Raw genomic sequence first — 18,089 nt, 5'->3', positions numbered from 1 at the left:
GTCATCGTCAGCTGCTGGCCCATTCTCAAGACTAGCGATGGTTTCATGGCAGGGGCTTAACACCTTATTCGCCGGCGCACATGCGCCATCCACTACAGGGCGCCGGAGCGCCAAACATAAGCAAATTATATGCCCGAAACTGCAGCGTTTGCCTAGAGCGCTGTAACAATAAAAAAATGTTGATTTTTTATCGAGACAAGCGCCCGAGCAACCAGCCAGACACCTCAGTGCTTACAGGCGGAACTCATGGCCCAGATACACTTCCTTGACCAGGTCGTTGGCCAGGATGGTGGCAGAGTCACCTTCGGCGATCAGCTGACCATCGTTGACGATGTAGGCGGTTTCGCAGATATCCAGGGTTTCACGGACGTTGTGGTCAGTGATCAGCACCCCAATGCCCTTGGCCTTGAGGTGATAGATGATCTGCTTGATGTCGCCCACCGAAATCGGGTCCACGCCTGCGAACGGTTCGTCGAGCAGGATGAATTTCGGGTTGGTGGCCAGTGCTCGGGCGATTTCCACACGGCGGCGTTCACCACCGGACAGGCTCATCCCGAGGTTGTCGCGGATGTGGCTGATGTGGAATTCCTGCAGCAGGCTTTCCAGCTCTTTGCGACGACCGACCTTGTCAAGTTCCTTGCGGGTCTCGAGGATCGCCATGATGTTGTCGGCTACCGAGAGTTTGCGGAAGATCGATGCTTCTTGCGGAAGATAGCCGATACCGGCCTTCGCACGACCGTGCATAGGCTGGTGGCTGACATCCAGGTCGTCGATCAGTACGCGGCCCTGATCGGCCTGTACCAGGCCGACAATCATGTAAAAGCAGGTGGTCTTGCCGGCGCCGTTGGGACCTAGCAGGCCGACGATCTGACCGCTGTCGATCGACAGGCTGACGTCACGCACGACCTGGCGGCTCTTGTAGCTCTTGGCCAGATGCTGAGCTTTCAGAGTTGCCATTACTGGGCCTTTTGCTCGTCGGTTTTCTTCTTCGGCTGGATCACCATGTCGATGCGCGGACGCGACTCGGTGACCTTGTTGCCCGTCGCGCGACCGGCGCTCGCAAGCTTTTTGACCGTGTCGTAGACGATTTTCTCGCCTTGGGTGACGTTGTTGTCCTTGTCGATGACTTTGGCACGATCGATCAATACGACGCGGTTTTGCGAGGCGTGGTACTGGATGGTCACTCCGTAGCCCTGAACCGGCTTGGTGTCGCCAGCCGTCTGCATCTGCTCGAAGTAGGCCAGATTGCCCACCGAAGTCACCACGTCGATGTCGCCGGCCGGGGTGCGGGTGATGGTCACAGTATTGCCTTTAACAATCATCGAGCCCTGGGTAATGATCACGTCACCTTTATAGGTGGCAATACCATTCTTGTCGTCCAGTTGGGCATCGTCGGCCTGGATGCGGATAGGCTGCTCTTGATCGTTCGGCAGAGCCCAGGCGCTCACGCTTCCCAGTGCTGCGCTCAGACCGAGCAAAATAGGGAGGGTTTTAACGAGCCTCATACTGTCCTCTTACGTTAGATAGCAGGTGTATCCTGCTTTCTTTCAAATACGCTTTCATTCCCTTGCCAGTCGACACACCACCAGCGCCGTCGATTCTAACGGGTTGCTCGGTCTGCGCATATTGCTGCTGCGGGAACACTGTCATGCGGGTGGTGGTAATCAGGGTCTTGCGGTTTTTCTCGTCGAAGCGCGTGATGCGCACCGAGTCAATCAGTTCGACCTGAGTGCCGTCGGGATTCACTTCGCCGTGCTCGCTCTGGACGTGCCACGGAAACTCGGTGCCGCGGAACATGTTCAGGTCGGGATTGGTCAACAGCGTCACTTCGGTGGCTTTCAGGTGTTCAACCTTGTCGGACGTCATTTCGTATTGCAGTTTGCCGTCCGGCAGGTACTGCACGCTGTGTGCGTTGATCGCGTAATAGTCGATCGCGGTTTCATCGATCTTTGCCGCCGGCTGATCGAGGAAGCGTTCCGGGCTGATGTTCCAGTAGCCGACCGCCGCGAATATCGCTGCGATGCAACCGAACACCAGGAATTTGCGAATCTTTTTGCTCAGCATAGTTGGCTCACAGGTACGCGGCGTTGGCCGCATCAAGGCGGCCCTGGGCGCGCAGGATCAATTCGCAGAATTCGCGAGCGGCACCCTCGCCACCGCGGGCCTGGGTGATGCCGTGGGCGTGTTCACGGACGAAACTGGCAGCGTTTGCCACCGCCATGCCCAGGCCGACGCGGCGAATCACCGGCAGGTCCGGCAGGTCGTCGCCGAGATAGGCGACTTGCTCATAGCTTAGGTTGAGTTGGGCAAGAAGCTCGTCGAGCACCACCAGTTTGTCTTCGCGCCCCTGGTACACGTGTGGAATACCGAGGTTCTTCGCTCGTCGCTCGACCACCGGGGTCTTGCGGCCGCTGATGATAGCGGTCTGCACACCGGCTGCCATCAACATCTTGATGCCTTGGCCGTCGAGGGTGTTGAACGTCTTGAATTCGCTGCCGTCTTCGAGGAAGTACAGGCGTCCGTCGGTCAGTACGCCATCGACGTCAAAAACCGCCAGTTTGATGTTCTTGCCGCGTTGCAACAGGTCGGTGCTCATCACATTACTCCTGCACGCAGCAGATCGGACAGGTTGAAGGCGCCGATCGGACGGTCCTCCTTGTCCACCACTACCAGCGCGTTGATTCGATGGTCTTCCATGATTTTCAGGGCTTCGGCTGCCAGCATATCGGCCCGGGCGGTCTTGCCGTGAACAGTCATGACCTCGTCGATGGTCGTATGGTGGATGTCGATGGTCCGATCAAGGGTGCGGCGCAAGTCGCCGTCGGTGAAGATCCCGGCCAGTTTGCCGTCGGCCTCCACAATCGCGGTCATGCCCAGGCCCTTGCGGGTCATTTCCATCAAGGCGTCCTTGAGTAGCGTGCCACGTTGCACTTGGGGCAGTTCTGCGCCGGCGTGCATGACGGTTTCCACTTTCAGCAGCAGGCGTCGGCCAAGTGCGCCGCCGGGGTGGGAAAAAGCGAAATCTTCAGCGGTAAAACCGCGTGCTTCCAACAGCGCAACGGCCAGGGCGTCGCCCATGACCAGCGCGGCAGTGGTCGACGAGGTCGGTGCCAGGTTGAGCGGACAGGCTTCGTGCTCGACGTGCACGTTGAGGTTGACCTCGGCAGCCTTCGCCAGCGGTGAATCAGGGTTGCCGGTCATGCTGATCAATTGAATGCCCAGGCGCTTGATCAGCGGCAGCAGGGTGACGATTTCATTGGTGGAGCCGGAGTTCGACAGTGCCAGGATGATGTCGTCGCGGGTGATCATGCCCATGTCGCCGTGGCTGGCTTCGGCCGGGTGCACGAAAAAAGCCGTGGTGCCGGTACTGGCCAGGGTGGCGGCGATCTTGTTGCCGATGTGCCCCGATTTTCCCATGCCGACCACGACCACGCGCCCTTTGCTGGCCAGAATCATCTCGCAAGCGCGTACGAAATCTGCGTCGATACGGGGCAACAAGCCTTGTACGGCTTCCAGTTCGAGGCGGATGGTGCGTTGTGCTGATTGAATCAGGTCGCTGGATTGGCTCATGTCAGAAATCGTATAGCCTGATGAAAAGGCGGCGATTATAACGGTAATGATCGAAACCCTCACGCAAGTTCGTCGCGCTTTGTCATTCCCTGTTACCGAATACGCCTAAATAGAAGCTTTTGCCCCGTCATGTTGCTCAATATGGCCCGGCGTGGGCCTTGGGCGCTTGGCCTTTGCAGTGATATAGTTCGCCGCCAGTTCGGCCTGCCCGGGAGGTATGTGCTTTCGCCAGAAAGTCAGGCGTCCGAGTGAGAGGCTGCATCGCAAGGAGTTTAGATGAGTGCCGATAAAGCCTACGCGGTCGAGCTGAAGGGACTGACCTTCAAGCGCGGAACGCGCAGCATTTTCAATAACGTCGATATACGCATCCCGCGCGGCAAGGTCACCGGCATCATGGGGCCTTCCGGGTGTGGCAAGACTACGCTGTTGCGGCTGATGGGTGCACAGTTGCGCCCCACCAAAGGCGAAGTCTGGGTCAACGGGCAGAATCTGCCGAAGCTGTCGCGCAGTGATCTGTTCGATGCGCGAAAGCACATGGGCGTACTGTTTCAGAGTGGTGCACTGTTCACCGATCTCGATGTGTTCGAGAACGTCGCCTTTCCGCTACGCGTTCATACCGAACTGCCGGAAGAAATGATCCGGGACATTGTCCTGCTCAAATTGCAGGCCGTGGGCTTGCGTGGCGCCATCGACCTGATGCCTGACGAGTTGTCCGGCGGCATGAAGCGTCGTGTCGCTCTGGCCCGGGCGATTGCCCTCGATCCGCAAATCCTCATGTATGACGAGCCCTTTGTCGGCCAGGACCCCATCGCCATGGGTGTGCTGGTGCGCCTGATCCGCCTGCTCAACGATGCGCTGGGCATCACCAGTATCGTGGTCTCCCACGACCTGGCCGAGACCGCGAGCATCGCCGATTACATCTATGTCGTCGGCGAAGGCCAGGTGTTGGGGCAGGGCACTCCCGAGGAACTGATGAACTCGCAGGAACCACGCATCCGTCAATTCATGACAGGCGAGCCTGACGGTCCGGTCGCCTATCACTTTCCAGCGACGGATTACCGCGCAGATCTTCTGGGGCAGCGTTGATGCGCAAGATTTCACTGATAGAACGGGTTCGCCGGTTCGGCCACTCTGGCATTGACGTGCTGGGGGTGTTCGGCCGTTCGGCGATATTCCTGTTTCATGCCTTGCTTGGCCGTGGCGGCATTGGCGGCGGTTTTGGCTTGCTGATCAAGCAACTGCATTCGGTGGGCGTAATGTCCCTGGTGATCATCGTGGTCTCCGGGGTATTCATTGGCATGGTGCTGGCGCTGCAAGGCTTCAACATTCTATCCAGCTACGGTTCGGAGCAGGCGGTCGGCCAGATGGTTGCCCTGACGCTGTTGCGCGAACTGGGGCCCGTGGTCACGGCGTTGTTATTCGCCGGGCGCGCCGGTTCGGCATTGACTGCCGAAATCGGCAACATGAAGTCCACCGAGCAGTTGTCCAGTCTGGAAATGATTGGTGTTGACCCGCTCAAGTACATCATTGCCCCCCGCCTGTGGGCCGGCTTCATTTCCCTTCCTGTGCTGGCGATAATCTTCAGCGTGGTGGGCATCTGGGGTGGTTCATGGGTGGCCGTCGACTGGCTGGGCGTCTATGAAGGTTCCTACTGGTCGAATATGCAGAACAGCGTGACCTTTGCTGACGATGTGCTCAACGGCATCATCAAAAGCATTGTTTTCGCCTTTGTCGTGACCTGGATCGCCGTATTCCAAGGCTATGACTGCGAGCCCACTTCCGAGGGGATCAGTCGTGCCACTACCAAGACCGTGGTGTATGCCTCTTTGGCCGTACTCGGCCTGGACTTTATTCTGACCGCCTTGATGTTTGGAGATTTCTGATGCAAAACCGCACCCTGGAAATCGGTGTCGGCCTTTTCTTGCTGGCTGGCATCCTGGCTTTGCTGTTGCTGGCGTTGCGGGTGAGTGGCCTGTCCCCGAGCGCAACCACCGATACTTATAAAACTTACGCGTATTTCGACAATATCGCCGGTTTGACTGTCAGAGCTAAAGTGACCATGGCCGGTGTGACCATCGGCAAGGTCACGGCGATCGATCTGGACCGCGACAGTTTCACCGGTCGAGTGACCATGCAGCTGGAAAAGCGCGTAGATAACCTGCCGACTGACTCCACTGCATCTATCCTGACCGCTGGTCTGTTGGGCGAGAAGTACATCGGTATCAGCGTGGGCGGGGAAGAAACCTTGCTCAAGGATGGTTCAACCATCCACGACACGCAGTCGTCGTTGGTGCTTGAGGACCTGATCGGTAAATTTCTGCTCAATACCGTAAGCAAAGACGCCAAATGAGGAGCTTTTGAATGATCTCTACCTTGCGACGTGGCCTGTTGGTATTACTCGCAGCCCTGCCGTTGGTGGCTAACGCCGTGGCGGCGCCTTCGGCGCACGATCTGGTACAGGACACCACGACCCGGTTGCTGGCGGATCTTGCCGCCAACAAAGAAAAGTACAAACAAGATCCGCAAGATTTTTATACCGCGCTGAACACCATCGTCGGGCCTGTGGTGGATGCCGAAGGCATTTCCAAAAGCATCATGACGGTCAAGTATTCACGCAAAGCCACGCCTGCGCAGATGAAGACCTTTGAAGAAAATTTCAAAAAGGGTCTGTTCCAGTTTTATGGCAACGCTTTGCTCGAGTACAACAATCAGGGGATCGTCGTCGACCCTGCCAAGGATGAGTCGGGAGACCGTACAAGCGTTGCCATGACGGTCAAGGGTGCCAACGGTGCGATCTTTCCTGTGTCTTACACACTCGAAAAGATCAGTGGCGAGTGGAAACTGCGTAACGTAATCATCAACGGCATTAACATCGGCAAGTTGTTCCGTGATCAGTTCGCTGATGCGATGCAGCGCAATGGTAACGACCTGGACAAGACCATCAATGGTTGGGCCGGGGAAGTCGCCAAAGCCAAGGAAACCAGCCAGAAGCAAACCACTGAGACGCAAGCTCAATGAGTGTGTCGGCCATTCGCATGAGCGAATCCGGCGAGCTGACGCTTAGCGGCATGCTGGATTACCGCACTGGCCCCGGTTTGCGCAAGCAGGGGCAGGTGCTGATTAAATCCAGCAAGGCCGCGGCTCTGGTGGTCGATTGCTCGGCAGTGTTGAAGTCCAGCAGTGTCGGCTTGTCGCTGCTGCTGTGCTTCATGCGTGATGCAGAGGCGGCCGGCAAGGCGCTGAGCATCCGCGGGATGCCAGAAGACATGCGCGAAATCGCTCAGGTCAGCGAAATGACCGAGCTGTTGGCGCATCCCTAACCGCATCTATGAAGAAGCCCCCCGTCAGAGTCCTGCTTCGCGGGGTTCGCAGGCGCGGGGCTTTTTTGTATGATGTCCGACCCGCGCGCACAGGGCGCCGATTGAGGTTGAGCATGCAGGCCGTAGAAGTGAAGAGCTTCCTTGAAGGAAAGCTGCCAGGAACCCTAGTAGAAGTCGAGGGCGAAGGCTGCAACTTTCAGCTGAACGTGATTAGCGATGAACTGGCGGCGTTGAGCCCGGTGAAGCGTCAGCAGCAGATCTATGCCCATTTGAACCCATGGATCACCGATGGCAGCATCCATGCGGTCACTATGAAATTTTTCAGCAGCGCGGCCTGGGCCGAGCGCACCTGAGCCCAAGGGCGTCGAGATTCTTATGGATAAATTGATAATTACCGGTGGCGTTCGTCTTGATGGCGAAATCCGCATCTCCGGGGCAAAGAACTCTGCCCTGCCGATCCTGGCTGCAACCTTGCTGTGCGATGGCCCGGTGACTGTTGCCAACCTGCCGCACCTGCACGACATCACCACCATGATCGAGCTGTTCGGTCGTATGGGCATCGAGCCGGTGATCGACGAGAAACTCAGCGTCGAAATCGACCCGCGCACCATCAAGACCCTGATCGCTCCGTACGAACTGGTGAAAACCATGCGTGCGTCGATCCTGGTGCTGGGCCCGATGGTTGCGCGTTTTGGTGAAGCCGAAGTCGCACTGCCTGGCGGTTGCGCCATTGGTTCGCGTCCGGTTGACCTGCACATTCGTGGCCTCGAAGCCATGGGCGCGGTCATCGACGTCGAAGGCGGCTACATCAAGGCCAAGGCGCCTGAAGGTGGCCTGCGCGGTGCGCACTTCTTCTTCGACACCGTCAGTGTGACCGGTACCGAAAACATCATGATGGCGGCCGCTCTGGCCAAGGGCCGCAGCGTTCTGGCAAACGCCGCTCGCGAGCCTGAAGTCATCGACCTGGCGAACTTCCTGATCGCCATGGGCGCCAAGATCACTGGCGCCGGCACTGACACCATCACCATCGATGGCGTCGAGCGTCTGCACCCGACCACTTACAAAGTGATGCCTGACCGTATCGAGACCGGCACTTACCTGGTCGCAGCTGCTGTGACCGGCGGTCGTGTGAAGGTCAAGGACACCGATCCGACCATCCTCGAAGCCGTTCTTGAGAAACTCAAGGAATCGGGTGCCGAAATCACCTGCGGCGAAGACTGGATCGAGCTGAACATGCACGGCAAGCGGCCAAAAGCCGTTAACGTGCGCACCGCTCCGTACCCGGCATTCCCGACCGACATGCAAGCGCAGTTCATCTCCCTCAACGCCATTGCCGAAGGCACTGGTGCTGTGATCGAGACGATCTTCGAAAACCGCTTCATGCACGTTTACGAACTGCACCGCATGGGCGCCAAGATCCAGGTCGAAGGCAACACTGCCATCGTCACCGGTACCGAAAAGCTCAAGGGCGCGCCAGTCATGGCCACCGACCTGCGTGCTTCGGCCAGCCTGGTGATCTCGGCGTTGATCGCTGAGGGTGACACCCTGATCGACCGCATCTACCACATCGACCGTGGTTACGAGTGCATCGAAGAGAAACTGCAGATGCTCGGCGCCAAGATCCGCCGCGTACCGGGCTAGTTTCTGTTGCATGGGCACAGGGACGTGCCCGTTGGTTTCGTTTCAAGTCGAGGGTGTTTGCGCCCTCGATGTGTGTCCGGCGCCATTTGCGACCGGGCATCAGTAGCCTGATAAGGACTGACGTTTCCCATGTTGACCATCGCACTGTCCAAGGGCCGCATCCTTGACGACACCCTGCCGCTTCTGGCTGAAGCGGGCATCGTGCCGACCGAGAATCCGGACAAGAGCCGCAAGCTGATCATCCCCACGACCCAGGCCGATGTACGTCTGTTGATCGTGCGCGCCACCGATGTGCCGACTTACGTCGAACATGGTGCCGCGGACCTGGGCGTCGCCGGTAAAGATGTGCTGATGGAGTATGGCGGCCAGGGTTTGTACGAGCCGTTGGACCTGCGAATTGCCCTCTGCAAGCTGATGACCGCCGGCCGTGTCGGCGATGTCGAGCCCAAGGGCCGCCTGCGTGTGGCGACCAAGTTCGTCAACGTTGCCAAGCGCTACTACGCCGAACAGGGCCGTCAGGTCGACATCATCAAGCTCTATGGCTCGATGGAACTGGCGCCGCTGATCGGTCTGGCAGACAAGATCATCGACGTGGTCGACACCGGCAACACCCTGCGCGCCAATGGTCTGGAACCCCAGGATTTCATTGCCGACATCAGCTCCCGGCTGATCGTGAACAAAGCTTCGATGAAAATGCAGCATGCCCGTATCCAGGCGTTGATCGACACCCTGCGCAAGGCAGTGGAGTCTCGACACCGCGGCTGACTCACCCGCGCGGCCATAAACCGCGCCCGTCTATCCGCCTCATAGCCAGAATTCTCAGGTGCCCAAGCGGAAACGACTGCTAAGTTAGGGCGCCTGAGTTTTTGCCAATTCTATGAGGCTCTCGCTATGACCGCACCGACTGCAATTCGCCGACTCAACGCTGCTGACCCGGATTTCGCACATCATCTGGATCATCTGCTGAGCTGGGAAAGTGTGTCTGACGACTCGGTCAATCAGCGAGTGCTGGACATCATCAAGGCCGTGCGCGAGCGTGGCGATGCGGCGCTGGTGGAATTCACCCAGAAGTTCGACGGCCTGCAGGTCGCGTCCATGGCGGACCTGATCCTGCCTCGTGAGCGCCTGGAACTGGCCCTGACCCGAATCACCGTGCCTCAGCGTGAAGCGCTGGAAAAAGCCGCGTCCCGAGTACGCAGCTACCACGAGAAACAGAAGCAGGATTCCTGGAGCTACACCGAAGCCGACGGCACCGTGCTGGGCCAGAAAGTTACGCCGCTGGATCGCGCCGGCCTGTATGTACCGGGCGGCAAGGCGTCTTATCCGTCCTCGGTACTGATGAACGCGATTCCGGCCAAGGTGGCCGGTGTGACCGAAGTGGTCATGGTGGTGCCGACGCCTCGTGGCGAAATCAACGAGCTGGTGCTGGCCGCAGCCTGCATCGCCGGCGTGGACCGCGTGTTCACCATCGGCGGCGCTCAAGCGGTCGCCGCGCTGGCTTACGGCACCGAAAGCGTCCCGAAGGTCGACAAGGTGGTCGGTCCGGGCAACATCTATGTCGCCACCGCCAAGCGCCACGTGTTCGGCCAGGTCGGCATCGACATGATCGCCGGCCCATCCGAAATCCTCGTGGTCTGCGACGGCCAGACTGATCCGGACTGGATCGCCATGGACCTGTTCTCCCAAGCCGAGCACGACGAGGACGCCCAGGCGATTCTGGTCAGCCCGGACGCCGAGTTCCTCGACAAGGTCGCCGCCAGCATTGCCAAACTGCTGCCGACCATGGAACGCGCCGAGATCATCGAAACGTCGATCAATGGCCGTGGTGCGCTGATCAAGGTCCGCGACATGGACCAAGCCATCGAAGTGGCCAACCGCATCGCACCGGAACACCTTGAGTTGTCCGTTGCTGATCCGCAGGCCTGGCTGCCGAAGATTCGCCACGCTGGCGCGATCTTCATGGGCCGCCACACCTCCGAAGCCTTGGGCGACTACTGCGCCGGTCCGAACCACGTGTTGCCAACCTCCGGCACCGCGCGTTTCTCCTCGCCGCTGGGTGTGTACGACTTCCAGAAGCGTTCGTCGATCATCTTCTGCTCCGAGCAGGGTGCGTCGGAACTGGGCAAAACCGCTTCCGTGCTGGCCCGTGGCGAGTCGCTGACCGCTCACGCGCGCAGCGCCGAATACCGCATCGTTGACGAGCTCTTTAATGAAGAGCAGGGGGAGTGAACATGAGTAAATTCTGGAGCCCGTTCGTCAAGAATCTGGTGCCTTATGTACCGGGCGAGCAGCCGAAACTGGCGAAGCTGGTGAAGCTCAACACCAACGAAAACCCGTACGGACCATCGCCAAAAGCCTTGGCGGCGATGCAGACCGAACTGAACGACAATTTGCGTCTGTACCCGGACCCGAACAGTGATGTGCTCAAGCAAGCAGTCGCCAAGTACTACGGCGTGCAGAGCAATCAGGTGTTTCTCGGCAACGGTTCCGATGAAGTCCTGGCGCACATCTTTCACGGTTTGCTGCAACACGATCAGCCGCTGCTGTTCCCGGACATCAGCTACAGCTTCTATCCGGTTTACTGCGGGTTGTATGGCATCGCCTTCGACGCGGTGCCGCTGGACGAGCAGTTCCAGATCAACCCGGCAGACTACGCCAAGCCGAACGGCGGGATCATCTTCCCGAATCCGAACGCACCGACGGGCTGCCTGTTGGCGCTGGATGCCGTGGAGCAAATCCTCAAGGCCAGCCCGAATTCGGTGGTCGTGGTCGATGAGGCTTACATCGATTTCGGCGGTGAGACGGCGATCAGTCTGGTGGATCGTTATCCGAACCTGCTGGTGACCCAGACCCTGTCCAAGTCCCGTTCATTGGCGGGCCTGCGGGTGGGTCTGGCGGTGGGGCATCCTGACCTGATCGAGGCGCTGGAGCGGATCAAGAACAGCTTCAACTCCTATCCGCTGGATCGTCTGGCGAATGTCGGTGCAGCCGCAGCGCTCGAAGATCGTGAGTACTTCGACAAGACCTGCCGGTTGGTCATCGAGAATCGTGAATGGGTCGTTACGCAATTGGAAGCGAAGGGCTTTGAAGTGTTGCCGTCGGCGGCGAACTTCATCTTCGCCCGTCATCCGAAACACGATGCGGCAGCGCTGGCGGCGAAGTTGCGCGAGCAAGGTGTGATCGTTCGGCACTTCAAGCAGGAGCGGATTGCCCAGTTCCTGCGGATCTCGATTGGCACACCGGAGCAGAATCAGGCGCTGATCGACGGCCTCGGCGACCTCTAAAGATACCCCCCGATCCTGTGGGAGCGAGCTTGCTCGCGATGGCGGTCTGACATTCAACATAGATGCTGAATGTTATGGCCTCATCGCGAGCAAGCTCGCTCCCACAGTTGTTTTGGGGGGGCTTTTATTCGTGATGCGCTTCGCCGAGGAACGTCAACGAACTAAACACCCCGCGGGTCGCCACATCCGGGTTGTCCTTCAGCGGAATCTCCATCTGCGCCGCAATCACATTCAATCCTTCATTACGCACCAATACTTGCGCCCGACCTTCTGCGTCGGTCTCGGTGCTCAAGGTATTCGGCGCGCTGCGATAGTCGCCCACCAACTTCACACCCGCCGCCGGCTTACCGTCCAATAGCACTCGAACCGGCAACGATTTACCCGGCCCGACGGTCAGCGGATCAACCTCCGGCAGAATCAGCAATTTCATCTGATCGAGCTTCGGCAGTTTTGCCCCCGGCTGGTATATCGCCAGGCTGTACTTGAAGGTCTGGGTCGACTCAATGGCCCCCGACACTTTGCTGCGTCCTTCGTTGATCCATTTTTTATCCGCGGTCTGCGACCACATGCCGTTGTTCAGCGCCACGGCCATCACCGCCGGTGGTTTCAAAGGCTGCAGGCGGGCGTGGTCGGCCAGGCGTTGCACGCTCACCGGGATCATTTTGCCGCCGACGTCATAAGCCCACGCGCCACTGATTTTCTGCGCCTTGAAGGCGTTATCTTCGGCGCCGTGGCCGTAGATGACTTCGATGTTGCCACGACGTTGTTCGGTCCAGAGACCGTGGGCCGAGACTTGGCTGGCACATAACAGGCCGAGCAGCAGACCGGGTAGCGCCAGGGATTTGAGATGTTGCATGGTGACGTCCTTTTACAGGTTGAGTGTCAGGCTGACGGTGAAATTGCGCGGCTCGCCGGGGTTGACCCAGTAGTTGCTGTAGGAGCGCTCGAAGTATTTCTCGTCGAAAAGGTTGTTCAGGTTCAGGCCCACGGTGACATTTTCGCTGGCCTTGTAATGGGCCAGCAGGTCGACGGTGTGATAGGCCGGCAGTTCGAAATCGCTGCCGGCTTCACCTGAGCGATCGCCGACATAGGTGAACGCTGCACCAAGGTCCGAACCGCGCAAATGGCCGTCCTGAAATTCATAAACGCCCAACAAACTGCCGCTGCGTTTGGCCACGCCGAGAATTCGGCTGCCGGTGGGAATCACCTTGTCGCCTTGGGTGACTTCGGCGTCGATGTAAGCGAAGGCCCCTATCACTCGTACAGCATCGGTTACTTGCCCGGTGACTTGCAGGTCGAATCCCTGGCTGCGGGCCTTGCCCATGGCGCGGCTGGAGTCGGTGCTCGGGTCGAGCGCCAGGACATTTTCCTTTTCGATCTGGAAGGCGGCGAGGGTGGTACCCAGACGATCGTCGAACAATTCGCTCTTGATCCCGACTTCATAACCGACGCCTTCTTCCGGGTCGAAGGATTTGCCAGCGGAATCCAGGCCGTTGTTCGGTTTGAACGAAGTGGAGGCGTTGGCGAACAGCCCTACTTCGGGCGTCAGTTGGTAGAGCAGGCCGGCCCGCTGGGTCAGGGCATCGTGGCGCTGGCGGCTGGTCGTGTTGCGGCTGTGATCGTCGATGCTTTGTTCGAAATGTTCGAAGCGCGCACCGAGCATGCCGCGCAGTTTATCGGTGAAAACTATCTGGTCCTGAAGGTTCAGTGCCTGGCTTTCGACATGCTCGAAGAGGTTGGTCCCGGAGCGTGCGCCATTGGGTTTCGGCTGGCCGTATATCGGTCGATAGATATCGATGGCGTACGGGCCGCCGGCAATGGTCGTGACCCGTTCGTTCTTGCGGAAATTCTCGTATTCGCTGCCGATCAGCAGTTCGTGCTGCCAACTGCCGATGTCGAACAAACCGCGCAGTTCGAGTTGGGTGATGCTGTCATGCCAGTTGGTATCGCGCTCGCGGTAGCGACGGTTGATGGTATGGCCATCGGCGTTCAAGGGACGATTTTCGGACGCGAAGCCCCAGAGTTTGCCTTCCTTGTAATGGCTGGCCAGGCGAAGTTTCCAGCGGTCGTTAAGCTGATGTTCGAGGGCGGCTTGCAGCAGATTGTTGTGGTTGTCGATGTTGCCGTTATTGGGTTCGCCAAGGAAGGTCGAACGGGAGACGCCGCTCCATTTATTGTTCGGCGCGACGATACCTCGATCGAATGTCGAGCTGTGGCGAACGAATTCGCTCTCCACCAACAGGCTGGTGTCCGGGTTCAGTTGCCAACTGAAGGAGGGCGCGACGAACACACGCTGGCTGTCGACATGATCGCGGAAACTGTGGTTGTCCTCGACGGCCAGGTTCACCCGGGACAGAACGTTGCCGTCATCATCCAGCGGTGTGTTGACGTCCACGGCGGTGCGATAGCGATCCCAACTGCCGGCGCTGGTTTGCAGTGTGGTGAAGGCTTCGGGCTCGGGTTTCTTGGTGACGATGTTCACCGTACCGCCCGGATCGCCACGACCATAGAGACTGGCGGCCGGGCCTTTGAGCACTTCGATGCGTTCGATGTTGGCCTCGTCCGGCGTGCTTGGATAGCCGCGGTTGGCGCTGAAACCGTCCTTGTAGAACTCCGAAGTGGTGAAGCCGCGCACGCTGTATTCGTAGAGCGTCAGGCCGCCGAAGTTGTTCTGCTTCGACACGCCACCGGCAAAATCCAGGGCGCGCTCGACGCTGGTGCTGCCCAGATCCTTGAGCACACTGACGGGAATCACACTGATCGATTGCGGGATATCGCGAATGGCCGTGTCGGTTTTGGTTGCGCTGGAAGAGCGCGTGGCGCGGTAACCCTTGACCGGGCCGGTGGGGGATTCGTAGTCGGAGGTGACGCTGATGGCGTCCAGTTCAACGGTTTGCGATTCTTCGGCGAAGACCGGATCCCCCAGCAAACCGAGGGCCAGGCTTGCGAGGGAAGCCATTGTTCGAGACGACATGTTATGTTGTTCCAATAGTGATATTGAAACAATATAACATGCCTAATGAGAATGTCTGCTGTTAACAGCTTCGGAGTTATGGAGCGGCTGAGGGCGCAGCTCCTACCGCTTACTCTCCTTCTTTTTCCTTGATCGGCGCGGGTGGCGGACGCAGACCGATTTCTGCCGTGAGCTTGAGCTCTTTGCCGTTGCGCATCACCTGGATCGTGACCTTGTCAGTCGGTTTGATCCGCGCGACCTGGTTCATCGAACGACGACCATCGCCGGCCGGTTCGCCGTCGATGCTGAGGATCACGTCACCCAGTTGCAGGCCGGCCTTCTGCGCCGGACCGTCACGGAAAATCCCCGCGACCACAATGCCCGGGCGCCCCGACAGGCCAAACGATTCCGCCAGTTCCTGGCTCAACGGCTGCACTTCGATACCGAGCCAGCCGCGAATCACCTGGCCGTGTTCGATGATCGACTTCATCACTTCCATGGCCAGTTTCACCGGGATTGCGAAACCGATGCCCTGCGAACCGCCGGACTTGGAGAAGATCGCCGTGTTGATGCCGGTCAGGTTGCCGTTTGCATCCACCAGCGCACCGCCGGAGTTGCCAGGGTTGATCGCAGCGTCGGTCTGGATGAAGTCTTCGTAGTTGTTCAGGCCCAGCTGATTGCGCCCGGTGGCGCTGATGATGCCCATGGTCACGGTCTGGCCGACGCCGAACGGGTTGCCGATGGCCAAAGCCACGTCGCCGATGCGGATGTTGTCGGAGCGCCCGACAGTGATCGATGGGAGATTCTTCAAGTCGATCTTCAGGACCGCGAGGTCGGTTTCCGGGTCGCTGCCGATCACTCGGGCCAGGGTTTCACGACCGTCCTTGAGCGCCACCACGATCTGGTCGGCGCCGCTGGTCACATGGTTGTTGGTCAGCAGGTAACCTTCCGGGCTCATGATCACGCCGGAGCCGAGGCTCGACTCCATGCGCTTCTGTTTGGGCGAGTTGTCGCCGAAGAAGCGGCGGAACTGCGGATCCTCGAACAGCGGATGGTTCGGTTTGTTGATGACTTTGGTGGTGTACAGGTTGACCACCGACGGCGCGGCCGTGGTCACCGCGTCGGCATAGGACACCGGACCCTGTTGCATGGTGGTGGTTTGCGGGGCTTGCTGCATGTTGACGTCAAGGCTTGGGAGCCCGACCCACTGCGGGTAACGCTGGATTATCAATAGAGCGATAAGCACGCCGGCCAACAGCGGCCAGCCGGAAAAACGCAGCGCCTTGAGCATTAAGCACGTCCTGAGAGGTTGCAGGCGGTATGAGACCGCCCATAATGTCGCGCATTATACGAGGCGAAGCGTGCCTCTGAACGGGATATTTAGGAGTCTTTTATGGCCGTCGCCCTGAGCACCCTGGTCGAAGAAGCCGACCGTTACCTTAACAGTGCAAAGATTGCCGATTACTGCCCCAACGGGTTGCAGGTCGAAGGTCGGCCGCAGGTCATGCGCATCGTCAGTGGCGTCACCGCCAGCCAGGCGTTGCTCGACGCCGCTGTGGAAGCCAGCGCCGACCTGGTGCTGGTGCATCACGGTTATTTCTGGAAAGGCGAGAATCCGTGCATTACCGGCATGAAACAGCGTCGGTTGAAAACCCTGCTCAAGCACGATATCAGCCTGTTGTCCTACCATCTGCCGCTGGATCTGCACCCGGAAGTCGGCAATAACGTTCAGCTCGCCCGTCAGCTCGATATCACTGTGGAAGGCCCATTGGATCCGGACAATCTCAAAGTGGTCGGCCTGGTCGGTTCATTGAGCGAGCCGGTGACGCCCCGCGATTTTGCCCGTCGCGTACAAGAAGTCATGGGGCGCGAGCCGTTGCTGATTGAAGGCAGCGAGATGATTCGCCGCGTTGGCTGGTGCACCGGTGGCGGTCAGGGGTACATCGATCAGGCCGTGCTGGCTGGCGTCGACTTGTACCTCAGCGGTGAGGCGTCCGAACAGACCTTCCACAGCGCCCGGGAAAACAACATCAGCTTCATCGCCGCCGGCCATCACGCCACCGAGCGCTATGGCGTGCAGGCGCTGGGGGATTATCTGGCGCGGCGTTTTGCCCTTGAGCACATCTTCATCGATTGCCCGAACCCCATCTGATTTCCTGAACCAATGCATTCCCCTGTGTAGGAGCTGCCGAAGGCTGCGATCTTTTGATCTTGAAAATCAAAGTCAAAAGATCGCAGCCTTCGGCAGCTCCTACAGAGAGCGTAGCCCAAACGAGGGGGTATATTCATATACCCTTTCGATCTAGCTCACGTCCTGATTAGAAGAGGTCGCTGTGCTAGGATTCCCCGCTCGAACACGGCCCGCTGGCCGTCCATAAGATCGTTTTCGTGAGTAGCCATGGTCGACAAACTGACGCATCTGAAACAGCTGGAGGCCGAAAGCATCCACATCATCCGCGAGGTCGCCGCCGAGTTCGATAACCCGGTGATGCTGTACTCCGTCGGTAAAGACTCTGCCGTGATGCTGCACCTTGCGCGCAAGGCATTCTTCCCGGGCAAACTGCCGTTCCCGGTGATGCACGTCGACACCCGGTGGAAGTTCAAGGAAATGTACGCGTTCCGCGACCGCATGGTCGAAGACCTCGGCCTGGACCTGATCGTGCACGTGAACCCCGATGGCGTCGCGCAGGGCATCAACCCGCTGACCCACGGCAGCGCCAAGCACACCGACATCATGAAAACCGAAGGCCTCAAGCAGGCCCTCGACAAGTATGGTTTCGATGCCGCTTTCGGTGGTGCCCGTCGTGACGAAGAGAAGTCCCGCGCCAAAGAGCGCGTGTATTCCTTCCGCGACACCAAGCACCGCTGGGACCCGAAAAACCAGCGTCCCGAGTTGTGGAACGTCTACAACGGCAAGGTCAACAAGGGCGAGTCGATCCGTGTTTTCCCGTTGTCGAACTGGACCGAACTGGACATCTGGCAGTACATCTACCTCGAAGGCATCCCGATTGTGCCGCTGTATTTCGCCGCCGAGCGCGACGTCATCGAGATGAATGGCACCTGGATCATGATCGACGACGAGCGCCTGCTCAATCATCTGAGCGATGAAGACAAGGCGCGCATCGTCAAGAAGAAGGTCCGTTTCCGCACACTCGGCGACTACCCGTTGACCGGTGCGGTCGAGTCCGAGGCCACCAGCCTGACCGACATCATTCAGGAAATGCTCCTGACGCGAACTTCCGAACGCCAGGGCCGGGTCATCGATCACGATGGCGCAGGCTCGATGGAAGAAAAGAAACGTCAGGGTTATTTCTAAGGGGT

General features: G+C 58.9%; 20 protein-coding genes. 12 read left to right on the top strand and 8 right to left on the bottom strand.

Annotation, left to right across the window (positions count from 1 at the left end; genetic code table 11):
- Nucleotides 1-231: 231 nt before the first annotated feature.
- Genes lptB through ACIQU2_RS08990 form a run of 5 tightly spaced genes read right to left on the bottom strand, consistent with a single transcriptional unit; the run spans nt 232 to nt 3,570 of the window.
- Entirely contained in the window at nt 232-957 is a 726-nt protein-coding gene (lptB, locus tag ACIQU2_RS09010; protein WP_347803527.1) for an LPS export ABC transporter ATP-binding protein, read from the bottom strand.
- Entirely contained in the window at nt 957-1,505 is a 549-nt protein-coding gene (lptA, locus tag ACIQU2_RS09005) for a lipopolysaccharide transport periplasmic protein LptA (RefSeq protein ID WP_283182962.1), read from the bottom strand. Before lptA ends, lptB begins: the two co-directional genes overlap by 1 nt.
- Nucleotides 1,492-2,064 (bottom strand): LPS export ABC transporter periplasmic protein LptC, encoded by a 573-nt coding sequence (lptC, locus tag ACIQU2_RS09000; RefSeq protein ID WP_046045857.1) that lies wholly within the window; start codon nt 2,062-2,064, stop codon nt 1,492-1,494. The genes lptA and lptC overlap by 14 nt, the downstream gene beginning before the upstream one ends.
- Nucleotides 2,065-2,071: 7 nt before the next feature.
- A complete protein-coding gene (locus ACIQU2_RS08995; RefSeq protein WP_033057989.1) occupies nt 2,072-2,596 on the bottom strand; it encodes an HAD family hydrolase in 525 nt (174 codons plus the stop codon).
- On the bottom strand, nt 2,596-3,570 hold the full coding sequence (locus ACIQU2_RS08990) for a KpsF/GutQ family sugar-phosphate isomerase (RefSeq protein ID WP_008150750.1): 975 nt from the start codon (nt 3,568-3,570) through the stop codon (nt 2,596-2,598). Before ACIQU2_RS08990 ends, ACIQU2_RS08995 begins: the two co-directional genes overlap by 1 nt.
- A gap of 276 nt (nt 3,571-3,846) precedes the next feature.
- On the opposite strand from ACIQU2_RS08990, the gene ACIQU2_RS08985 reads away from it, so the two are divergent.
- From ACIQU2_RS08985 to hisC, 10 genes are all read left to right on the top strand, one after another.
- Entirely contained in the window at nt 3,847-4,656 is an 810-nt protein-coding gene (locus tag ACIQU2_RS08985; RefSeq protein WP_008150748.1) for an ATP-binding cassette domain-containing protein, read from the top strand.
- Nucleotides 4,656-5,453, top strand: a complete 798-nt coding sequence (gene mlaE, locus ACIQU2_RS08980; RefSeq protein WP_347803526.1) for a lipid asymmetry maintenance ABC transporter permease subunit MlaE — start codon at nt 4,656-4,658, stop codon at nt 5,451-5,453. The genes ACIQU2_RS08985 and mlaE overlap by 1 nt, the downstream gene beginning before the upstream one ends.
- Nucleotides 5,453-5,920, top strand: coding sequence for an outer membrane lipid asymmetry maintenance protein MlaD (mlaD, locus tag ACIQU2_RS08975; protein WP_131061201.1), 468 nt, complete (start codon nt 5,453-5,455; stop codon nt 5,918-5,920). The genes mlaE and mlaD overlap by 1 nt, the downstream gene beginning before the upstream one ends.
- A gap of 11 nt (nt 5,921-5,931) precedes the next feature.
- On the top strand, nt 5,932-6,588 hold the full coding sequence (locus ACIQU2_RS08970; protein ID WP_347803525.1) for an ABC transporter substrate-binding protein: 657 nt from the start codon (nt 5,932-5,934) through the stop codon (nt 6,586-6,588).
- Nucleotides 6,585-6,890: a lipid asymmetry maintenance protein MlaB gene (locus tag ACIQU2_RS08965; protein ID WP_403140049.1), complete on the top strand. Its 306-nt coding sequence runs from the start codon at nt 6,585-6,587 to the stop codon at nt 6,888-6,890. The genes ACIQU2_RS08970 and ACIQU2_RS08965 overlap by 4 nt, the downstream gene beginning before the upstream one ends.
- A 113-nt stretch (nt 6,891-7,003) precedes the next feature.
- Nucleotides 7,004-7,243: a BolA family protein gene (locus tag ACIQU2_RS08960; protein WP_007912386.1), complete on the top strand. Its 240-nt coding sequence runs from the start codon at nt 7,004-7,006 to the stop codon at nt 7,241-7,243.
- 22 nt (nt 7,244-7,265) lie between these two features.
- A complete protein-coding gene (murA, locus tag ACIQU2_RS08955) occupies nt 7,266-8,531 on the top strand; it encodes a UDP-N-acetylglucosamine 1-carboxyvinyltransferase (protein WP_046045865.1) in 1,266 nt (421 codons plus the stop codon).
- 129 nt (nt 8,532-8,660) lie between these two features.
- A complete protein-coding gene (gene hisG / locus ACIQU2_RS08950) occupies nt 8,661-9,296 on the top strand; it encodes an ATP phosphoribosyltransferase (protein ID WP_007901570.1) in 636 nt (211 codons plus the stop codon).
- A 126-nt stretch (nt 9,297-9,422) separates the two neighbouring features.
- A complete protein-coding gene (gene hisD / locus ACIQU2_RS08945) occupies nt 9,423-10,760 on the top strand; it encodes a histidinol dehydrogenase (protein WP_403140048.1) in 1,338 nt (445 codons plus the stop codon).
- A gap of 2 nt (nt 10,761-10,762) precedes the next feature.
- Nucleotides 10,763-11,815, top strand: a complete 1,053-nt coding sequence (hisC, locus tag ACIQU2_RS08940) for a histidinol-phosphate transaminase (RefSeq protein ID WP_403140046.1) — start codon at nt 10,763-10,765, stop codon at nt 11,813-11,815.
- A gap of 124 nt (nt 11,816-11,939) precedes the next feature.
- On the opposite strand, the gene ACIQU2_RS08935 is transcribed toward hisC, so the two are convergent.
- The 3 genes from ACIQU2_RS08935 to algW form a co-directional block, all read right to left on the bottom strand.
- Nucleotides 11,940-12,671, bottom strand: a complete 732-nt coding sequence (locus tag ACIQU2_RS08935) for a DUF4198 domain-containing protein (protein ID WP_403140045.1) — start codon at nt 12,669-12,671, stop codon at nt 11,940-11,942.
- Between the two features lie 12 nt (nt 12,672-12,683).
- Nucleotides 12,684-14,789, bottom strand: coding sequence for a TonB-dependent siderophore receptor (locus ACIQU2_RS08930; RefSeq protein ID WP_403140044.1), 2,106 nt, complete (start codon nt 14,787-14,789; stop codon nt 12,684-12,686).
- Between the two features lie 109 nt (nt 14,790-14,898).
- Entirely contained in the window at nt 14,899-16,059 is a 1,161-nt protein-coding gene (gene algW, locus ACIQU2_RS08925; protein WP_347803013.1) for a Do family serine endopeptidase AlgW, read from the bottom strand.
- Nucleotides 16,060-16,161: 102 nt separating this feature from the next.
- Between algW and ACIQU2_RS08920 the strand changes: the two genes are divergently transcribed.
- Together ACIQU2_RS08920 and cysD are read left to right on the top strand one after the other, a co-directional pair.
- Nucleotides 16,162-16,920 (top strand): Nif3-like dinuclear metal center hexameric protein, encoded by a 759-nt coding sequence (locus ACIQU2_RS08920; protein WP_403140042.1) that lies wholly within the window; start codon nt 16,162-16,164, stop codon nt 16,918-16,920.
- Nucleotides 16,921-17,166: 246 nt separating this feature from the next.
- Nucleotides 17,167-18,084 (top strand): sulfate adenylyltransferase subunit CysD, encoded by a 918-nt coding sequence (gene cysD, locus ACIQU2_RS08915; RefSeq protein ID WP_403140041.1) that lies wholly within the window; start codon nt 17,167-17,169, stop codon nt 18,082-18,084.
- The last annotated feature ends 5 nt before the right edge of the window (nt 18,085-18,089 follow it).

This window comes from Pseudomonas sp. NPDC098740 (genome assembly GCF_044760065.1).
GTDB classification, from domain to species: Bacteria; Pseudomonadota; Gammaproteobacteria; order Pseudomonadales; family Pseudomonadaceae; genus Aquipseudomonas; species Aquipseudomonas rossensis.
The sequence above is the reverse complement of the archived record's forward strand: the minus strand, read 5'-3'. Positions and strand labels throughout refer to the sequence as shown.

What these genes read in the sequence shown, in the direction of transcription:
- ACIQU2_RS08920 (WP_403140042.1), top strand. Translation starts at nt 16,162, where the DNA reads ATGGCCGTCGCCCTGAGCACCCTGGTCGAAGAAGCCGACCGTTACCTT.
- ACIQU2_RS08930 (WP_403140044.1), bottom strand. Translation starts at nt 14,789, where the DNA reads ATGTCGTCTCGAACAATGGCTTCCCTCGCAAGCCTGGCCCTCGGTTTG.
- algW (WP_347803013.1), bottom strand. Translation starts at nt 16,059, where the DNA reads ATGCTCAAGGCGCTGCGTTTTTCCGGCTGGCCGCTGTTGGCCGGCGTG.
- ACIQU2_RS08960 (WP_007912386.1), top strand. Translation starts at nt 7,004, where the DNA reads ATGCAGGCCGTAGAAGTGAAGAGCTTCCTTGAAGGAAAGCTGCCAGGA.
- hisC (WP_403140046.1), top strand. Translation starts at nt 10,763, where the DNA reads ATGAGTAAATTCTGGAGCCCGTTCGTCAAGAATCTGGTGCCTTATGTA.
- hisD (WP_403140048.1), top strand. Translation starts at nt 9,423, where the DNA reads ATGACCGCACCGACTGCAATTCGCCGACTCAACGCTGCTGACCCGGAT.
- ACIQU2_RS08965 (WP_403140049.1), top strand. Translation starts at nt 6,585, where the DNA reads ATGAGTGTGTCGGCCATTCGCATGAGCGAATCCGGCGAGCTGACGCTT.
- ACIQU2_RS08985 (WP_008150748.1), top strand. Translation starts at nt 3,847, where the DNA reads ATGAGTGCCGATAAAGCCTACGCGGTCGAGCTGAAGGGACTGACCTTC.
- ACIQU2_RS08990 (WP_008150750.1), bottom strand. Translation starts at nt 3,570, where the DNA reads ATGAGCCAATCCAGCGACCTGATTCAATCAGCACAACGCACCATCCGC.
- lptA (WP_283182962.1), bottom strand. Translation starts at nt 1,505, where the DNA reads ATGAGGCTCGTTAAAACCCTCCCTATTTTGCTCGGTCTGAGCGCAGCA.
- hisG (WP_007901570.1), top strand. Translation starts at nt 8,661, where the DNA reads ATGTTGACCATCGCACTGTCCAAGGGCCGCATCCTTGACGACACCCTG.
- ACIQU2_RS08935 (WP_403140045.1), bottom strand. Translation starts at nt 12,671, where the DNA reads ATGCAACATCTCAAATCCCTGGCGCTACCCGGTCTGCTGCTCGGCCTG.
- lptC (WP_046045857.1), bottom strand. Translation starts at nt 2,064, where the DNA reads ATGCTGAGCAAAAAGATTCGCAAATTCCTGGTGTTCGGTTGCATCGCA.
- cysD (WP_403140041.1), top strand. Translation starts at nt 17,167, where the DNA reads ATGGTCGACAAACTGACGCATCTGAAACAGCTGGAGGCCGAAAGCATC.
- ACIQU2_RS08995 (WP_033057989.1), bottom strand. Translation starts at nt 2,596, where the DNA reads ATGAGCACCGACCTGTTGCAACGCGGCAAGAACATCAAACTGGCGGTT.
- mlaD (WP_131061201.1), top strand. Translation starts at nt 5,453, where the DNA reads ATGCAAAACCGCACCCTGGAAATCGGTGTCGGCCTTTTCTTGCTGGCT.
- murA (WP_046045865.1), top strand. Translation starts at nt 7,266, where the DNA reads ATGGATAAATTGATAATTACCGGTGGCGTTCGTCTTGATGGCGAAATC.
- mlaE (WP_347803526.1), top strand. Translation starts at nt 4,656, where the DNA reads ATGCGCAAGATTTCACTGATAGAACGGGTTCGCCGGTTCGGCCACTCT.
- ACIQU2_RS08970 (WP_347803525.1), top strand. Translation starts at nt 5,932, where the DNA reads ATGATCTCTACCTTGCGACGTGGCCTGTTGGTATTACTCGCAGCCCTG.
- lptB (WP_347803527.1), bottom strand. Translation starts at nt 957, where the DNA reads ATGGCAACTCTGAAAGCTCAGCATCTGGCCAAGAGCTACAAGAGCCGC.